The sequence below is a fragment of the Paenarthrobacter sp. DKR-5 genome (genome assembly GCF_018531425.1).
Classification (GTDB): Bacteria; Actinomycetota; Actinomycetes; order Actinomycetales; family Micrococcaceae; genus DKR-5.
Genome location: NZ_JAHBOI010000011.1, coordinates 35,623 through 50,182 on the forward strand (window position 1 = coordinate 35,623; position 14,560 = coordinate 50,182).

General features: G+C 70.3%; 15 protein-coding genes. 5 read left to right on the forward strand and 10 right to left on the reverse strand.

Features of this window, described 5'->3' with window-relative positions:
• Positions 1-3: 3 nt before the first annotated feature.
• Both KIH31_RS17730 and KIH31_RS17735 read left to right on the forward strand, forming a co-directional pair.
• Positions 4-2,103, forward strand: a complete 2,100-nt coding sequence (locus KIH31_RS17730) for a molybdopterin oxidoreductase family protein (protein ID WP_214428476.1) — start codon at positions 4-6, stop codon at positions 2,101-2,103.
• Positions 2,100-3,764: an FAD-dependent oxidoreductase gene (locus KIH31_RS17735; protein WP_307857697.1), complete on the forward strand. Its 1,665-nt coding sequence runs from the start codon at positions 2,100-2,102 to the stop codon at positions 3,762-3,764. Before KIH31_RS17730 ends, KIH31_RS17735 begins: the two co-directional genes overlap by 4 nt.
• Here the strand turns inward: KIH31_RS17735 and KIH31_RS17740 are convergent.
• Together KIH31_RS17740 and KIH31_RS17745 are read right to left on the reverse strand one after the other, a co-directional pair.
• Complete coding sequence (locus tag KIH31_RS17740; protein WP_214428477.1) at positions 3,703-5,355, reverse strand: hypothetical protein; 1,653 nt, start codon at positions 5,353-5,355, stop codon at positions 3,703-3,705. The two genes, KIH31_RS17735 and KIH31_RS17740, sit on opposite strands and share 62 nt — an antisense overlap.
• On the reverse strand, positions 5,345-5,662 hold the full coding sequence (locus tag KIH31_RS17745) for a hypothetical protein (RefSeq protein WP_214428478.1): 318 nt from the start codon (positions 5,660-5,662) through the stop codon (positions 5,345-5,347). The genes KIH31_RS17740 and KIH31_RS17745 overlap by 11 nt, the downstream gene beginning before the upstream one ends.
• 149 nt (positions 5,663-5,811) lie before the next feature.
• On the opposite strand from KIH31_RS17745, the gene purB reads away from it, so the two are divergent.
• Positions 5,812-7,251 (forward strand): adenylosuccinate lyase, encoded by a 1,440-nt coding sequence (gene purB / locus KIH31_RS17750; protein WP_374224902.1) that lies wholly within the window; start codon positions 5,812-5,814, stop codon positions 7,249-7,251.
• 30 nt (positions 7,252-7,281) lie between these two features.
• On the opposite strand, the gene KIH31_RS17755 is transcribed toward purB, so the two are convergent.
• From KIH31_RS17755 to KIH31_RS17775, 5 genes are all read right to left on the reverse strand, one after another.
• Positions 7,282-7,656: a VOC family protein gene (locus tag KIH31_RS17755; RefSeq protein ID WP_214428480.1), complete on the reverse strand. Its 375-nt coding sequence runs from the start codon at positions 7,654-7,656 to the stop codon at positions 7,282-7,284.
• A gap of 116 nt (positions 7,657-7,772) precedes the next feature.
• Positions 7,773-8,966, reverse strand: a complete 1,194-nt coding sequence (locus KIH31_RS17760) for a glycoside hydrolase family 26 protein (protein ID WP_214428481.1) — start codon at positions 8,964-8,966, stop codon at positions 7,773-7,775.
• Positions 8,963-9,391: an ATP-binding protein gene (locus tag KIH31_RS17765; protein WP_214428482.1), complete on the reverse strand. Its 429-nt coding sequence runs from the start codon at positions 9,389-9,391 to the stop codon at positions 8,963-8,965. The genes KIH31_RS17760 and KIH31_RS17765 overlap by 4 nt, the downstream gene beginning before the upstream one ends.
• A complete protein-coding gene (locus KIH31_RS17770; protein WP_214428483.1) occupies positions 9,391-9,720 on the reverse strand; it encodes an STAS domain-containing protein in 330 nt (109 codons plus the stop codon). The genes KIH31_RS17765 and KIH31_RS17770 overlap by 1 nt, the downstream gene beginning before the upstream one ends.
• Entirely contained in the window at positions 9,717-11,747 is a 2,031-nt protein-coding gene (locus KIH31_RS17775; protein ID WP_214428484.1) for a glycosyltransferase family 2 protein, read from the reverse strand. The genes KIH31_RS17770 and KIH31_RS17775 overlap by 4 nt, the downstream gene beginning before the upstream one ends.
• 196 nt (positions 11,748-11,943) lie before the next feature.
• On the opposite strand from KIH31_RS17775, the gene KIH31_RS17780 reads away from it, so the two are divergent.
• Positions 11,944-12,153: a dodecin gene (locus KIH31_RS17780; protein WP_214428485.1), complete on the forward strand. Its 210-nt coding sequence runs from the start codon at positions 11,944-11,946 to the stop codon at positions 12,151-12,153.
• Between the two features lie 23 nt (positions 12,154-12,176).
• Here the strand turns inward: KIH31_RS17780 and KIH31_RS17785 are convergent, their stop codons facing one another.
• Both KIH31_RS17785 and KIH31_RS17790 read right to left on the reverse strand, forming a co-directional pair.
• On the reverse strand, positions 12,177-12,524 hold the full coding sequence (locus KIH31_RS17785; RefSeq protein WP_214428486.1) for a hypothetical protein: 348 nt from the start codon (positions 12,522-12,524) through the stop codon (positions 12,177-12,179).
• Positions 12,525-12,571: 47 nt separating this feature from the next.
• The gene (locus KIH31_RS17790) at positions 12,572-13,540 is read right to left on the reverse strand and encodes a DMT family transporter (RefSeq protein WP_214428487.1); all 969 of its coding nucleotides are present in this window, start codon (positions 13,538-13,540) and stop codon (positions 12,572-12,574) included.
• A gap of 70 nt (positions 13,541-13,610) precedes the next feature.
• Here KIH31_RS17790 and KIH31_RS17795 point away from each other — a divergent pair, with 70 nt between their 5' ends.
• Entirely contained in the window at positions 13,611-14,162 is a 552-nt protein-coding gene (locus tag KIH31_RS17795) for a CGNR zinc finger domain-containing protein (RefSeq protein WP_214428505.1), read from the forward strand.
• Here KIH31_RS17795 and KIH31_RS17800 read toward each other — a convergent pair.
• Positions 14,159-14,503, reverse strand: a complete 345-nt coding sequence (locus KIH31_RS17800) for a hypothetical protein (protein WP_214428488.1) — start codon at positions 14,501-14,503, stop codon at positions 14,159-14,161. The two genes, KIH31_RS17795 and KIH31_RS17800, sit on opposite strands and share 4 nt — an antisense overlap.
• Positions 14,504-14,560: the final 57 nt, after the last annotated feature.

Below are 14,560 nucleotides of genomic sequence, written 5' to 3' on the forward strand. Positions count from 1 at the left end.
GGCATGCCCACCCCCACCCACTGCCCCTACTGCGCGCTGCAGTGCGCGATGAACCTGACGGCTGACGGCCCGGGCGTGACGGTGTCCGGACGGCAGTTCCCGACCAACGGCGGGGGCCTCTGCCGCAAAGGCTGGACCTCCGCCGCCCTGCTGGCTTCCGGCGAGCGCATCACCGAGCCGATGCTGCGGGGCGACGACGGCAGGTTCTCGGCCGTCTCCTGGGAGGAAGCCCTCGAACGGGTCGTGTACGCCGTCCGCCGCACCCAGGCGCGGTACGGGAAGGATGCCGTGGGCGTTTTCGGCAGCGGCGGGTTGACGAACGAGAAGGCGTACCAGCTGGGCAAATTCGCGCGGGTGGCCCTTGGCTCCTCGATGATCGATTACAACGGCAGGTTCTGCATGTCCTCCGCTGCCGCCGCCAGCAACCGGGCCTTCGGGGTGGACCGCGGGCTTCCGTTCCCGGTCACGGACCTCGCGCAGGCGCACACGGTGCTGCTGCTGGGTTCGAATGTGGCCGACACAATGCCGCCGTTTGTCCAGCACCTGCAGGCGGCGCGGGAGGCCGGCGGCCTGATCGTGGTGGACCCGCGCACCTCTGCCACGGCGGCGCTGACGGCCGACGGCGCCGGGATCCACGTGCAGCCGGCCCCCGGCACGGATCTGGTGCTGCTGCTGGGCCTGGCGCACGTGGTGCTGCACGAAGGACTGGCTGACGAGGCGTACCTCGCCGCGCGCACCCGCGGTCTGCGCGGCGTCACCCGCAGCGTGAACCCCTGGTGGCCCGAGCGCGTCCAATCCGTCACCGGGGTCCCCGCCGGGACCATCCGCCACGTCGCGCGCCGGCTCGCCGCGGGCGCCCGTGCCGGGACTCCGGGGGCTCCCCGCGGCATTTACATCCTCACCGGCCGCGGCGTCGAGCAGCACGTCAACGGGACGGACACCGCGACAGCGGCCATCAACCTTGCCCTGCTGCTGGGGCTGCCAGGTTCGGAGCACGGCGGCTACGGCACGCTGACCGGCCAGGGCAACGGCCAGGGCGGCCGCGAGCACGGCCAGAAGGCGGACCAGCTTCCCGGCTACCGCAAGATCACCGACCCGGCGGCGCGCGCCCACCTGGCTGCTGTCTGGGGCGTCCCGGAAAGCTCCATCCCCGGGCCCGGGTTGCCCGCGGTGCAGATGCTCGAGGCGCTCGGGCAGCCGGGAGGCGTGCGCTGCCTGCTGGTGCACGGCTCCAACATCGCCGTCTCGGCCCCCGACGCAGGAGCCGTGCTGGAGAGCCTGCGCCGGCTCGACTTCCTGGTCGTGAGCGATTTCTTTTTCTCGGAAACCGCCGCCGAGGCGGACCTGGTCCTTCCCGTGGCGCAGTGGGCCGAAGAGGAGGGCACCATGACCAACCTGGAGGGACGGGTGCTGCGCCGCCGGCGCGCTGTTTCTCCGCCGCCGGGGGCCCGGGACGAACTGTGGGTGCTGGCGGAACTGGCCGCACGCCTGAACGCACCGTCCGCTTTCAGCTCCGATCCGCGCGAAGTATTCGAGGAGCTGCGGCTCGCCTCCGCCGGAGGGGCCGCCGACTACTCCGGCATCGACTATGCGCTGCTCGAGGCCGGCGACGCGGCCTACTGGCCCTATCCCGCGGGCTCGATCGGGACGCCGCGGCTCTTCCGGGACAGCTTTGCCCACCCGGACGGCAAGGCGGTCCTGGTGCCGGTCGCGGCGTCCGCGGCAAAGCCGGGGCAGGAGATCACCCTGGTGACCGGCCGGCTGCTGGAGCACTACCAGTCCGGGGCTCAGACCCGCCGCGTGCCGGAGCTCGCCGCGGCCCAGCCCGAGGCCCGGCTGGAGATCCACCCGGTCACCGCCGCGGCCCTGGGCGTGGCGGACGGAGACCTCGTGGAGATCGCCAACGGCCGCGGCCGCATCTACGGCCGCGCCAGCCACACCACGGGCATCCGCCAGGACACCGTGTTCCTGCCGTTCCACTTCCCGGCCGGGGAAAGTGCCAACCGGCTCACAGCGGCCGCCACCGACCCGGTTTCCGGCATGCCCGAGTTCAAGACCAGCACCGTGCAGCTTCGCCGGTGGGAGGAGGCACGAGTCTCGTGAGCAACGTATTTGCGGAAGCAGCCGGCCTTCACCGCCCGGCGCCGCTGCGCGTCGTCGTCGCCGGTTACGGCCCGGTGGCGGCCCGGCTGGTCGAGGAACTCCTGCCGGGAGTGCGCTCCGGGGCGCTGTCGGTCCTCCTGGTGGGCGAGGAACCGGTTGCGGCCTATAACCGGGTGCTGGTCGCCGACCTCGCGGTCGGGCGGACCACGGCCGAGGCCCTGGAGATTTCCGACGCCGCGGAGCTGCGGGCCAGCGGAGTCCGGGTGCGCCTCGGCGAGCGCATCACCCACGTCGACAGGGCCCGCCGTCTGGTGCTGCTCGGCGACGGGACGTCCGAGCCCTATGACCGGCTCGTGTTCGCGACCGGGGCGAGCGCCACCATTCCGAACCTCTCCGGTCTGAACCCGGATCCTGCGGCCGTGGCCATGCTCCCCGACGGCGTCACTGCCCTGCGCGACCTGGCGGACGCGGCGAGGCTCCTGGAGGCAGTCTCCGGCGGCGGCCGCATCGTGGTCCTGGGCGGCGGCATCCTCGGCCTGGAGGCGGCCCTCGCGGCGGCGGACGAAGGCGCGTCGGTCACCGTCGTGCATCACGGCCCCCGGCCGCTGGCACGGAGCATCGACCGCGGCGGCGGATCCGTCCTGGCGGCAGCCCTGCGCCGCCGCGGCATCCGGATGGTCTCCAACGCCCGATCGACCGGTGTCGACCTCGGTACGGGCCTGGCCGGCCGGCGTTTCCGGGCCCTGCAGCTTGACGACGGCCGGCGGCTCGAAGCGGACCTGCTGCTGCTTTCCTGCGGCGTGCGGCCGCGCACCGAACTGGCTGCCGGCTGCGGCTTGCCGGTGGGGTCCGGCATCCTCGTTGACCACCGGCTGCAGGCGGACGCCGACGGCGAGGTGTTCGCGGTCGGTGACTGCGCCGAGGTGCGCTGCCGCGAAGCGGGATGCCCGGACTGTGCCGGCGGAGCGGGACCCTCCGGACTGATCGGTCCGGGCTGGCGCCAGGCCGAATGGCTGGCCGCGCGGCTGCTCGCCGACGCCGGACAACAGCCGCCCGCGATGGAACGGCTGCCCGCCGAACGGCCCGCCGTGATCCTGCTGAAGGCGCGCGGCGTCGATGTCTCCACGGCCGGCGCCGTCGACGCCGAGCCCTGGGATGAAGCCGAGCCCTGGGATAACGAATCGGGCAGCCTGGAGGAGGCCTGCCCTGCGCACCCCACAACGCCGGCTGTCCGGCAGGTCGCCGTCTGGGCCGACCCCGAGCACGGCAAGTACGTCAAGATGGTCACGCGCCGGGGCGTCCTTGAGGGACTCGTGGCCGTGGGGATGCCCCGCACTGCAGCCGAACTGGTGCTCTTGTTCGAGAGCGGGCGGGCACTGCCCGCGGACCGCTCCAGCCTGCTGCGGATGGACGGTGCGGATGCGGGCGTGCCTGCCACGAGGCTGGATGATCCCGGCGCCACGGTCTGCCGGTGCAGCGGGGTGAGCGCCGGGCGGATCCGGGAAGCGGTGTCCGACGGGTGCGGCAGCCTTGAGGAGGTGGCCGAAGCAACCCGTGCGGCTACCGGGTGCGGGGGGTGCCGCGAGAGGGTGATCGCGGTCATCGCGGCTCATCAGGCCTCGCACGGCGCGGACCTCGAGGAGCTGCTGCCGTCCGCGTAGGCGGCGGGACGGCTGCGGACCGGGTTGGCGCGGCTGCGGACCGGGCAGGGGGCAGCGGAGCGTCGTTCACATCCGTGCCGCGGTAGACGAAGCGCTGCACAGCGGCCGTCCCCGCCGCCGCTGACGGCCCGAGCAACGCGGCGAGCTCGGCGCGGTGCGCCAGCACGGACAGGTTCGTGCTCCGGTCCAGCAGCCGTGCGTCCTCGCGGTACGCGTCGAACGAGTGTGCCGCCGCGATGCGGCCGGCCAGGCTGACGACGGGCGCGGCGGAGCGACGCGGCGAGGTGACCGTGACAAAGTCCTTGCGGTCCGGGTTCGGCATCGCGTCCAGTGCCGTGACCGGATCATCGACATTCTCCAGCGCCAGCACCTTCACGCCCTGTCCGACCGGGAAGTATCCGCCCGGTGCTCCGGCCACGTTGACCATACGGACGTTGAACTCCGCGAGGAACGCCGGGTCCGAGGCCAGCGCCAGGGCGTGGATCCCTCCCCCGCTGTGCCCGTTGAGGATGACCGCGTCGCGGGCGCCGACATGGGCGTCCCGGAGGGCGCGGCGGACCAGTTCCTGCACCATGGCCGTCTTGCCGGCGGAGGCCGCCGCCGGGGAGGTCATCCCTTCCAGGTCCGACTCCAGGTCGAAAAGGTTGGCGCTGTCGGGCGGGTTCCAGACTTCCGTTCCGGGCAGGTCCACCACGACGGCGCGGGTGCCGTCGCCGCGGTCCACGGTGCGGATCTCCACCACGGACGCGGGGTCGGGGCCGGGTCCGGCGCGCCCGTAGGCGTCGGCGACGCCCGCGAACATGCTGTCGATGCTGCCTGGTTGCAGCCGGACCCCGCCGGGGCCCGCGTCGAGCCTTTCCATCCTGAGGCTGCCCGGATGGAAAAGCTGGACTGCGTCCGCGAAGCCCCTGCTCCACAGTGCGAGGCGCAGTGCCAGCGGGCTTGCCTGCAGGCCGCCCCTGGACTGGTCCTGCAGCAGCAGTCCGGCCACGCCGGGAGGCAGGCCGGCCAGAGCTCCGGCGTATTCCGGCGCCGTGCCGATGGTCTCCTCAAGGACGTTGCGCAGGCCCTTCGCGTCCGCCCGCTGCTCCGACGCCGCCAGTTGGCCTGCCGCAGCGGGAACCGCCGCCGGAAGACCACCGGAGAGCAGCGCCGCCCGGAGCAGGAAGCCGCCGAACCAGGCTCGGGACGATGCTGCAGCATGCACCGCGGCAAGGCTGGCGGCCTCCATCGCGTCATACTGGTCGGCCGCCAGCCGGAGCAGGCTCGCCGTTGCCTGCAGTTCGTCGGCGTCCGCCGCGATGGAGCAGCCGGCGGCCCGCAGGTCCTCGGCTGCCTCGGCCGGATAGCAGCCGCCCGGGCGGAACGCGATCCACTCCAGCTCGGCCCGGAGGGCACCCGCAGATCCGTGCAGAGCGGACGCGTCCGCTGAGACCGCCAGCAGCAGCGACGCCGCCCGCCTCAGCTCGTCCAGGCCGAACGAGATGCCGCCGACGCCTCCGGTGACCTTGTAGCCGCCGGGAAGCGGCAGGTCCGGTACACCGTCGTCGGGCGCCGCCGGCCAGGTGTCGGGCCGAACGTCAGCCTGCATCGGCTGCTGCCTGCGCCGCCCCCAGCGATTCCCGGAGGGACAGGGAGCGTGCGTACGCCGCGACTCCTGCTGCCGCGGTCCGGACCAGGCCCTCGGTCCGGAGCAGGCTGCGCTCGCGTTCGAGCAGCCGGTCACGGAAACGCACCGCAGCTGCGGAGTTCCAGTCCGACATCCCCGCGCTGTGCACCCGTTGCCGCAGCTCCTCGAGTCCGGCTGCGATCTGCTCCAGTTCGCGGGCTATCCGTTCCGCGTCGCCGCTCAGGGCACCCGGCATGCCGGCTGAGGTGCCGGTTGAAAGAATAGGCATGATGCCGCCTTCCGCCCGGCCCCGCGGCCGGTGACACCGATGCTAGGCCCAGGCTCCGGCGCCGGGCACTCAGCGCTGAGACCTATGTGGAAAAGCCAGCCGCCGTAATCCGCGGGAGCGCCGGAGCCGCCCGTGAAAGAATGGGAGCCATGACTGACTCAGCTGTTGCGCGCACCCCCTCCGGCCGGCTCGCCCTGGCGGCCGCTTCCCCCTCTGTGGCCCTCGGCCCGCTGGATGGCCGTTACCAGGCCGCCGTAGCGCCGCTGGTGGACTATCTTTCCGAGGCGGCCCTGAATCGGGACCGGGTGGCGGTGGAGGTCGAGTGGCTGATCCACCTCACGGAAAATTCCGTGGTTCCGGGCACCTCCCCGCTCAGCGCGGAGCAGAAGGCCGCGCTGCGCTCGATCGTCACCGAATTCAGCGCCGCCTCGGTGGCCGAGCTGGCCGAGATCGAGGCCGTCACCGTCCATGATGTGAAGGCCGTCGAATACTTCATTGGCCGGCGCCTGGAAGGCATCGGCATTGCCCGGCTGACGCCGCTGGTCCACTTCGGCTGTACCAGCGAGGACATCAACAACCTTTCCTACGCCCTCGGGGTGAAAGGGGCCGTCGAGGACGTCTGGCTTCCCGCCGCCCGCGAGCTCGTGCACAAGATCGCAGCCATGGCCGAGGAGAACAAGGACGTGCCGATGCTCTCGCGCACGCACGGGCAGCCGGCCACTCCCACCACGCTGGGCAAGGAACTCGCCGTCATCGCCCACCGCCTCACGCGCCAGCTGGAGCGGATCGCGGCCACCGAGTATCTGGGCAAGATCAACGGTGCCACCGGAACCTACGCGGCTCACTATGCTTCCGTCCCGGGGGCCGACTGGCAGGCGGTCTCGCGCGGCTTTGTCGAAGGCCTGGGCCTGACCTGGAACCCGCTGACCACGCAGATCGAGTCCCACGACTGGCAGGCCGAGCTGTACGCGGACATGGCCCGCTTCAACCGCATCCTGCACAACGTCTGCACGGACATCTGGTCCTACATCTCGATCGGCTATTTCGCCCAGATCCCGGTTGCCGGCGCAACCGGCTCCTCGACCATGCCGCACAAGGTCAATCCGATCCGCTTCGAGAACGCCGAAGCGAACCTGGAAATCTCGTCCGCGCTGCTGGACACTCTGGGCGCGACGCTGGTGACCTCCCGCTGGCAGCGCGACCTCACCGACTCCTCGAGCCAGCGCAACATCGGCGTCGCCTTCGGCCACTCGCTCCTCGCCATCAGCAACGTGCTCAAGGGCCTGGACCGGCTCGACGTCGCCGCCGATGTGCTCGCCGCGGACCTCGACACGAACTGGGAGGTGCTGGGCGAGGCCATCCAGATGGTGATGCGCGCCGAGTCGATCAACGGCGTCGCCGGCATGGACAACCCGTACGAGCGGCTCAAGGACCTGACCCGCGGCCACCGTGTCGATGCGGCCAGGATGAAGGAGTTCGTCTCCGGTCTCGGCCTCCCGGCGGACGCCGAAGAGCGCCTGCTCCGGCTGACCCCCGGCACGTACACGGGTATCGCCGCCGAGCTCGTGCGGCATCTGGGCACCGACTAGTCGCTCCGTGCTGCCGGCGAGGGGACCTGTTCAGGCGTTCTGCCAGAGGCCGATCAGGTTCCCCTCGCTGTCCTTGAAGTAGGCGGTGAAGCCCATTTCGCCCACCGGCTGCTTCGTCATCGCCGTCGAACCGCCCAGTTCCTCGATCTTTTCCAGCGCGGCGTCGATGTCCTCGACGTCGACAGTGACGACCGGGTGGCTGTTCTCCGGTGTCCGTTTGAACATGCCGCCGTTGATTGATCCGGCCCGCGTCGGCTGGCCCTTCTCGTCCACCGGGGTGGTCATGAGCAGGGTGTATTCCATGTCGGGCATGGGCTGCATCTCCCAGCCGAAGGCCGTCCGGTAGAACTCGGACGCCCGCGCGACGTCGTCCGCCGGTATCTCGAAGTGCACTACTCCGGACATGGGAACCACCTTCTTCCGCGGGACGCGCGCGGCCCCGACGGTGCCCATGCTAGGCGCCGCCGGAGCTGCTGGCCCGGGCCCTTCGGCCCCACCAGCAGTTCCCCGCCGGCCGGTGCCTACCGGCGCGCCCTCAGCGCAGCGGCAAAGGCGTCCGCGGAGGCCGAGGTGGAGTCGATCCGCCAGTCGGTCTCCTTGTTGTAGTCGAACCACAGGAAGCCTGTGATGTCCGGCTGGGCGGCGAGGTACGCGACCGCGTCGCTGATCCACTGCGGTTTGGACCCTCCGGCTTCCGCGCTGGCGGTCTCTCCCACGAGGACCGGCTTGCCCGGCGCCGCAGCCCGCAGGTCCGCCAGGCCGGCCCCGAACAGGTCCGACGGATTCAGCCACGCGCTCCAGGACTGTGAGGTGCCCCAGTTGTAGCCGTCAAGCGCGACCGTATCCACCACGTCGGGCCCCGGATAGAGTCCGTTGAGCGGGGTCGATCCCGGATAGGGCACATTCGGGCTCCACACCCAGTTCACGTTGGCCGCCCCGTCCGCTGCCAGGACGTCGTGCACGTGCCGCCAGGCCCGGGCGTAGTCGCCCGGCTGGTTCCCGTTCACCTGCTCGGACCAGGGGTACCAGTTGCCGTTCATTTCGTGCCCGAAGCGGAGGTACACCGGGTGGCCCCAGGATGCGAGCGCGCTCCCCCACTGGTGCAGATAGCCGTCGTACGCCCCGGCCGCTATGCGGCCAAGCGCGAAGGCCGGCTGGTCCACGCCTTGGCCGGCTATCCACGGTTCCCAGGTCAGCATGGTGACCGCGCCGCGCGCACGGACGGCGTCGAGGTCGGAGATCGGCGGCGCCTGCGAAAAGTCCTTGTAGTCCATGATGATCGACGGGGCCTCGCCGGCCAGCACGGCAATGCCGTCCAGCTCCTGCGTGGCGGCGGGGCCGCCGGGGTTGGCGACGCCGAACCGCAGTGCCGCAGCGCTGATGCCCGGCACGGACGAGGTGACGGTGAAGGACGACGACGACCTCGCCGTCCCGGCGGCCGCGGTGACCGCGAGCTTCCCGGCCGGGCCAGCCACTGTGACCGACACGCTGAAGGCACCGTTGGCGCCCGTGCGGAACGGCACCGTCACGGTCCCGGCCGTGACGGTGCCGGCGGCCTTCTTGGGGAATCCGCTGCCCCTGACCGCCACTACGGTCCCGGAGGGCCCGGACGAGGGACTGAGCGAAAGCAGCGGCGCGGCGGCTGCCGGGGCCGGCAGCGACAGGCCCGCGGCGGCCAGCCCCAGCAGGAGGCCCAGGACGGTGCGGCGCTTCATGACGCCCCGCTGCGGCGCTTCAACCGGCAGAGCAGGGTCCACCGATTGCGGCCGGCGTCCCGCGCATAGCCGAACTGGTCCAGCGCGACCTTTGCCAGCGCCAGGCCGCGCCCGCTTTCGGCCAGCTCATCCGGCATTACCGCTGCGCCAGGGTCGACGCCGGCCGCACGGGCGTCATCCTGGAATTCGGCCTGCAGCAGGTCCGGCGTGTTCTGCACCTCGAGGGTGAAGCGCACCGTGCCGTGCTCCGCGGGGGTCGAATGCTCAATGATGTTCGAGGCGACCTCGATCACCGCCGTCTCGAACCGGATCCGGTCCATCAGGTCGATCCCGGGTGCGCTGTCCCAGACCTTCTGGAGCAGTTGGTGGATCGCGTCGAGGCTCTGCGGCTCGGCAGCGGACTCCAGCTCGAAGCGGCTTTCCATCAGTACGCTTCTGCGACGGAGGAGGCGGGTCTGAGCACCTTGTTGAGGCTGGTCAGTTCCAGGACCGCGGTGATCTGCGCGGTGGGACTGGCCAGCCTCAGGTCCCCGCCGGACTGCCGCGTCTTCTTCAAGCCGGAAATCAGCGCGCCCAGGCCGGAAGAATCGATGAAGTCCGTGCCTGACAGATCGACCACCAGCCGCACGGTCCCCTCGTCGATCAGGCCGGCGACAGCCGAGTTGAGCTGCGGTGCCGAGACCATGTTCAAGCGACCCACCGGCCGGATCACGCCGATGCCGTCGCTGAGCTTGTCGATGACGAATTCGATCACAGGGTTCCCTCTTTCGGTTTGGACCGGGCTTTCTTGGATTGGGACCAGGCCGCGAAGCCCGGGTAGCGGACGGCGTGGATGATCACGCTGAAGATCAGCAGGTCGAAGGCCACCCACACCACGTTCACGGCGGTGCCGAGCAGGTCCCCCGCGCCGGCGAGCAGCCGGGCGGCGCCGGCCAGGACCGCGAAAACCAGGACGGCCATGGCGGCCAGCTGCGGTTTCACCAGGTGCCAGGGCCTGCCGCCGCCCGCCTGCAGGGTCTTGGGCGTGACCGCGAAATCCAGGCTGCGGCCGAAGACCACATTGCCGAAGGCCGAGGTCACGGCACGGATCCAGGTGGGGAACAGGGCCAGCGAATACTGCTGCCCGCGCCAGGTCCGCACCCCGCGGCCGACGACGTAGAACATCAGCTGGTTCACCAGCAGGAACGGCACCAGCCGGACGAAGAACTCGGTACTCAGGGAGCGCACCGGGAGGATGCCCAGCGTGAGGTAGATGACGGGGGCCGCGAGGTAGACGACGGCGGCGAACCCCGACAGGTAACTCCACATCGTGGCCAGGTACATCAGCCGCTGCGCCATGCTGAGCCCCTTCTGGACCAGCGGGTTCTCACGGAAGAACACCTGCATGGTGCCCTGGGCCCAGCGCAACCGCTGGGTCAGCGCCGATTGCAGGTCTTCCGGGGCCAGGCCGTCGGCAAGCTGTTCATGGTGGTAGACGGTCCTCCAGCCGAGGCCGTGTAGCCGCATGCAGGTGGCCATGTCCTCGGTCACCGAGATGGTGGCCATCGGCATCACGGCCTGCGCTTCGGCGCCGCGGTCGGCATTGACGGACCCGATGAGGACACGCACCGTTTCAATGGCCCCCAGCGGGGACCAGTCCCGCTGGGAAAGCCTGTCGAGCGCGGCGTCGTCGACCGCGGCCAGACTGCTCCCGCCGTCGACGCCGGCCGCCTCCGCCAACCCCTCAATGGAGGCCAGCTCGGCATGCAGCGCCGCCATGTCGGCTGAAACCAGTCCCCGGGAGACGGCGGCGACGCGCTCCTGGAAGCGGTAGGTGACCTCACCGATGCTTTCCCCGCGGCGCAGCTCGTGCTTGACCTGCGCGACGTCCGCCGCGAGGTCCTCGAGTGCCCCGGCAAGCCGTGCCTGGTCCGGCCCGAGGTTCCGGCGGGCCTTGGCGATCACGCGCCCGGCGGTCCGGAGGGCCTTGTGCAAGGCCACCTCTGTCTCCGTGACGTACCGGGTCACCCCGAGCTGCATCAGCGCCTCCCGGCGGATGACGGCATTCGACCCGCAGAAGAAAGCCGCGTTCCAGCCGTCCTTGCCCTGCTGGATCGGGCCGTAGAAGAGCGGGGCCTGGCTGCCGAGCGGGTCCGCCTCCGGGACGTTGACAAAGACCTGCGGCGTCTGGACCAGGGCCACCGCGTCGTCGCGGAAATAGCCCAGGGTGCGGTCCAGGATGCGGCGGTCGGGGACCTGGTCTGCGTCGAGCACCAGGATGAACTCGCCGTCAGTGGCGAGCAAGGCGTTGTTCAGGTTGCCGGCTTTGGCATGCCGGGGCATGCCGGACCAGTCCTCGGAGCGGCTAATCCAGCCGATGCCTTCGGATTCCGCCGCCGCGCGAACATCGGGGCGGTTGCCGTCGTCGAGGATCCAGGTCTGGTGCGGGTAGTCGATGGCCTTCGCCGCCCGGGCCGTGCGCAGGACCAGCTCCAGCGGTTCGTTGTAGGTGGTGATGAAGACGTCCACCGTGCTGCCCCGCTCGGGATCCGCAGGTGCCGGCCGCTCCTTGTAGCGCCACACCGTCAGGCCGAACAGCAGCGAGTCGACCAGTGAGTAGGTCTCGGCGAGGACGAGCGGAGCGGCAATCCACCAAGCGTCCCAGTTCACCGAAGCGAACCACCGCCAAATGATGTAGTTCAGCCCCAGCACCGCGGTGACCAGCGCAGCGGCCCGGGTCACCGCCTGCCGGCGCAGCACGCCGACGCGTCCGGAAGCCGGCGCAGCCGTTTCCAACCCCATATGTTTTCCTGCCGAAAGTGAGACCTGCCCGGGAAACCCGGCGTGCCATCGGCTCCGTCCACGCCCCAGCGCCGGCACCAATGTGCTCCTACTCTAAGCGAAGCGCAGCCACCCGGCTCTGGCGCGGCCCCCGGAAGCGGGGCTAACCTGCTTCCACGCGCCGCGGGCCGCCCGGCGCCGACACCAAGGAGGCACGATGTCCGGTCACACCTACTCGATCTCGGAGATTGTCGGCACCTCGCCGGAGGGAATCGACGACGCCGTGCGCAACGGCATAGCGCAGGCCTCCAAAACGCTGCGCCATCTTGACTGGTTCGAGGTCAAAGAAGTCAGAGGACACCTCGCGGACGGCAAGGTTGCGGACTGGCAGGTGACGATCAAGCTCGGGTTCCGAATCGAGGACTGACGCGGCTCGAGGACTGACGCGGCTTAGGCTTCGTCGATCCGCTTGAGCAGGTCGCCCAGAGCCTTCCGGATGTCGTCATAGTCGTGCTGGCTGGCGCGGCTTTCGCCGGAGATCACCGCGCAGCGGTGCACCTTGGTGAAATCGCCGAACGGGAACTTGTAGCGGCCCTTCGTCTCCTCGGAGGCCTCGTCGTCGACGCCCAGGTGCCACCGCGCGTAATCCTCGTACCCGTGCTGGTCCAGGAATGCATTTTCGTCCTGCGCCGAAGGGGCGTGTTCGCTCCAGTCGTCGCGTTCGTCGCGGACAAGCTTCCCGTTCTTGATCAGGCTCTTGGCGTGATCCAGCGCCTTCTTGTTGAGTTTCACGGACATGGGGCCACCTCTCGTCAGCGGGGACTGGCAGGAACCCCAGCCTATGCCTACGGGACGGGCTCTGCCACGGCCGGGGCAACCAGCGGAACCGGTTCGGCGCGCACCTCGTCCAGCCTGACGAGCACGACGCCCGCAATGATCAGCAGCCCGCCGAGCAGCTGCACGGGGGCCGGGAGTTCGCCAAGCAGCAGCCAGGCGAAGACGACGGCGAACATGACCTCGGTCAGTGAGACAAAGGAGGCCACCTTCGACCCCAGGCTGCGCGCCGCCATCACGCCGGTGACGTAGGAGAGGGCGGTCGCGAACAGCACCAGTCCGGCCAGCGGGACGAACCACGGCACCGTGGCGCCCGCCACCGTCGCGTCCGCGGTGGAATAGCGCATCGGCGTCAGGCCGGCCGCTCCGGCGGCGAACATCACGACGGCGCCCACCGCCATGCCGCCGCCGGCCATCAGCACCGGGGGAACGCCGTCGTCGGTGCTGGCGGAGACGACGAAATAGAACGAGAGGCACAGCGCCGCGCCGATTCCCCAGAGCACTCCTTCGAGGCTGACCCTGGTACCCCCGGCCAGGTCCAGCACCAGCAGCAGGCCCGCGACGGCGAGGACCGTTCCGGCAACCGTCAGCACGCGCGGGCGGCGGCCGCCGCGCAACCACATCCAGCCGACGAGCAGCACCGGCGCCAGATACTCGAGCAGCAAGGCGACGCCGACCGACAGATGCGCCACGGCGTTGAAGTAGCAGAGCTGGCAGACTGCCATGGCCACCAGGCCGAAGCCAGCCACCCGCCCCCAGTGGCGGCGGACTGCCGCCCGGTGGCGGCGCGCCGCCAGCCACGCCGGCAGAGCCAGGACCACGGCGCCGCCCAGGAGGCGCAGCGAGACTGCGCCTCCCGGGCTCCAGCCGGACTCCAGCATGGACTTGGCAAAGGGACCGGACACCCCGAACGCCGCGGAGGAGAAAAGTGCGATTCCGAGCCCGGAAGCTGCGGAGGCGGAGAGAGCACCGGAACGCATGGCACAGTCCTGTCATGAGTAAAATCGATTATGCTCATTACAGTATCGTCCAACGATGTCAGGAGTCAAAGTGCTGTTTGCGCATGACACGGAGGATGCGCTCGTGACGGCGGCCGCCCTCATCAACACCGCAGCCAACGGCGGCGAGCAACTCGCCGATGACGCGGAGCTGACCAGGTTCCTGACGGAGCAGCAGTTTTCCGGCTCGCGCACCCACGACCGGACCGAACTCGACGCGGTGCGGCAGCTGCGCCCCAGGCTGCGCGGCATCTGGACCTCCGACGAGGCCACCGCGGCGGAAGAGCTCAACGCCCTCCTGCGCGAGGCCGGAGCCCTTCCGCAGCTGGTCAAGCATGACCAGTGGGATTGGCATATCCATGCGGTCGCACATGAGGCGCCGCTGCAGACACGGATGGGTGTGGAAGCTGCGATGGCCCTGGTCGACGTCGTCCGCGGCAAGCAGATGGACCGGCTGCGGGTCTGTGCCGCGGAGGACTGCGACGCCGTGCTCATCGACCTGTCGAAGAACCGCTCAAAGCGCTACTGCGATACCGGGAACTGCGCCAACCGCGCGCATGTCGCGGCCTACCGGGCGCGCCTGGCGGAGAAGGCCGGAGACTAGCTCCGCGGCTCGCCGTTGTCCTGACCGTCGGGGTTCGCACCGTAGCGCGGCGGGTTCCGGCGCGGCTTGCTGGAGCTCAGGTTGACCCCGGAGCCCTTGCCCAGGTGATCCGGGTTTTCCTTGTGGCTCATGGCCAGCATGGCCGCCACGACAAGCACGATGATGAAGGCGCTGCCGCCGGCAATGAAGGCCAGGTCGAAGCGCGGCGGGTTCGCGGAGCCGCCGGAGGAGAAGACGAGCACGCCCACGAAGGCGACGACGGCCCAGAACGCCGAGAAGATCAGCGGCCCTTTCACCGAGGTCCGCGGCTTCCGCGGGGATCCTGGTGTTTGCTCAGCCACGTGTTCTCCTTCTGTTGCTGCCCCGGTCAATTGCGGCCCGGGGCGGACCCGGGCCCT

Coding starts and splice junctions, on each gene's coding strand:
- KIH31_RS17760 (WP_214428481.1), bottom strand. CDS start 8,966: ATGAAGCGCCGCACCGTCCTGGGCCTCCTGCTGGGGCTGGCCGCCGCG.
- purB (WP_374224902.1), top strand. CDS start 5,812: ATGACTGACTCAGCTGTTGCGCGCACCCCCTCCGGCCGGCTCGCCCTG.
- KIH31_RS17740 (WP_214428477.1), bottom strand. CDS start 5,355: ATGCAGGCTGACGTTCGGCCCGACACCTGGCCGGCGGCGCCCGACGAC.
- KIH31_RS17785 (WP_214428486.1), bottom strand. CDS start 12,524: ATGTCCGTGAAACTCAACAAGAAGGCGCTGGATCACGCCAAGAGCCTG.
- KIH31_RS17765 (WP_214428482.1), bottom strand. CDS start 9,391: ATGGAAAGCCGCTTCGAGCTGGAGTCCGCTGCCGAGCCGCAGAGCCTC.
- KIH31_RS17730 (WP_214428476.1), top strand. CDS start 4: ATGCCCACCCCCACCCACTGCCCCTACTGCGCGCTGCAGTGCGCGATG.
- KIH31_RS17755 (WP_214428480.1), bottom strand. CDS start 7,656: ATGTCCGGAGTAGTGCACTTCGAGATACCGGCGGACGACGTCGCGCGG.
- KIH31_RS17775 (WP_214428484.1), bottom strand. CDS start 11,747: ATGGGGTTGGAAACGGCTGCGCCGGCTTCCGGACGCGTCGGCGTGCTG.
- KIH31_RS17780 (WP_214428485.1), top strand. CDS start 11,944: ATGTCCGGTCACACCTACTCGATCTCGGAGATTGTCGGCACCTCGCCG.
- KIH31_RS17745 (WP_214428478.1), bottom strand. CDS start 5,662: ATGCCTATTCTTTCAACCGGCACCTCAGCCGGCATGCCGGGTGCCCTG.
- KIH31_RS17790 (WP_214428487.1), bottom strand. CDS start 13,540: ATGCGTTCCGGTGCTCTCTCCGCCTCCGCAGCTTCCGGGCTCGGAATC.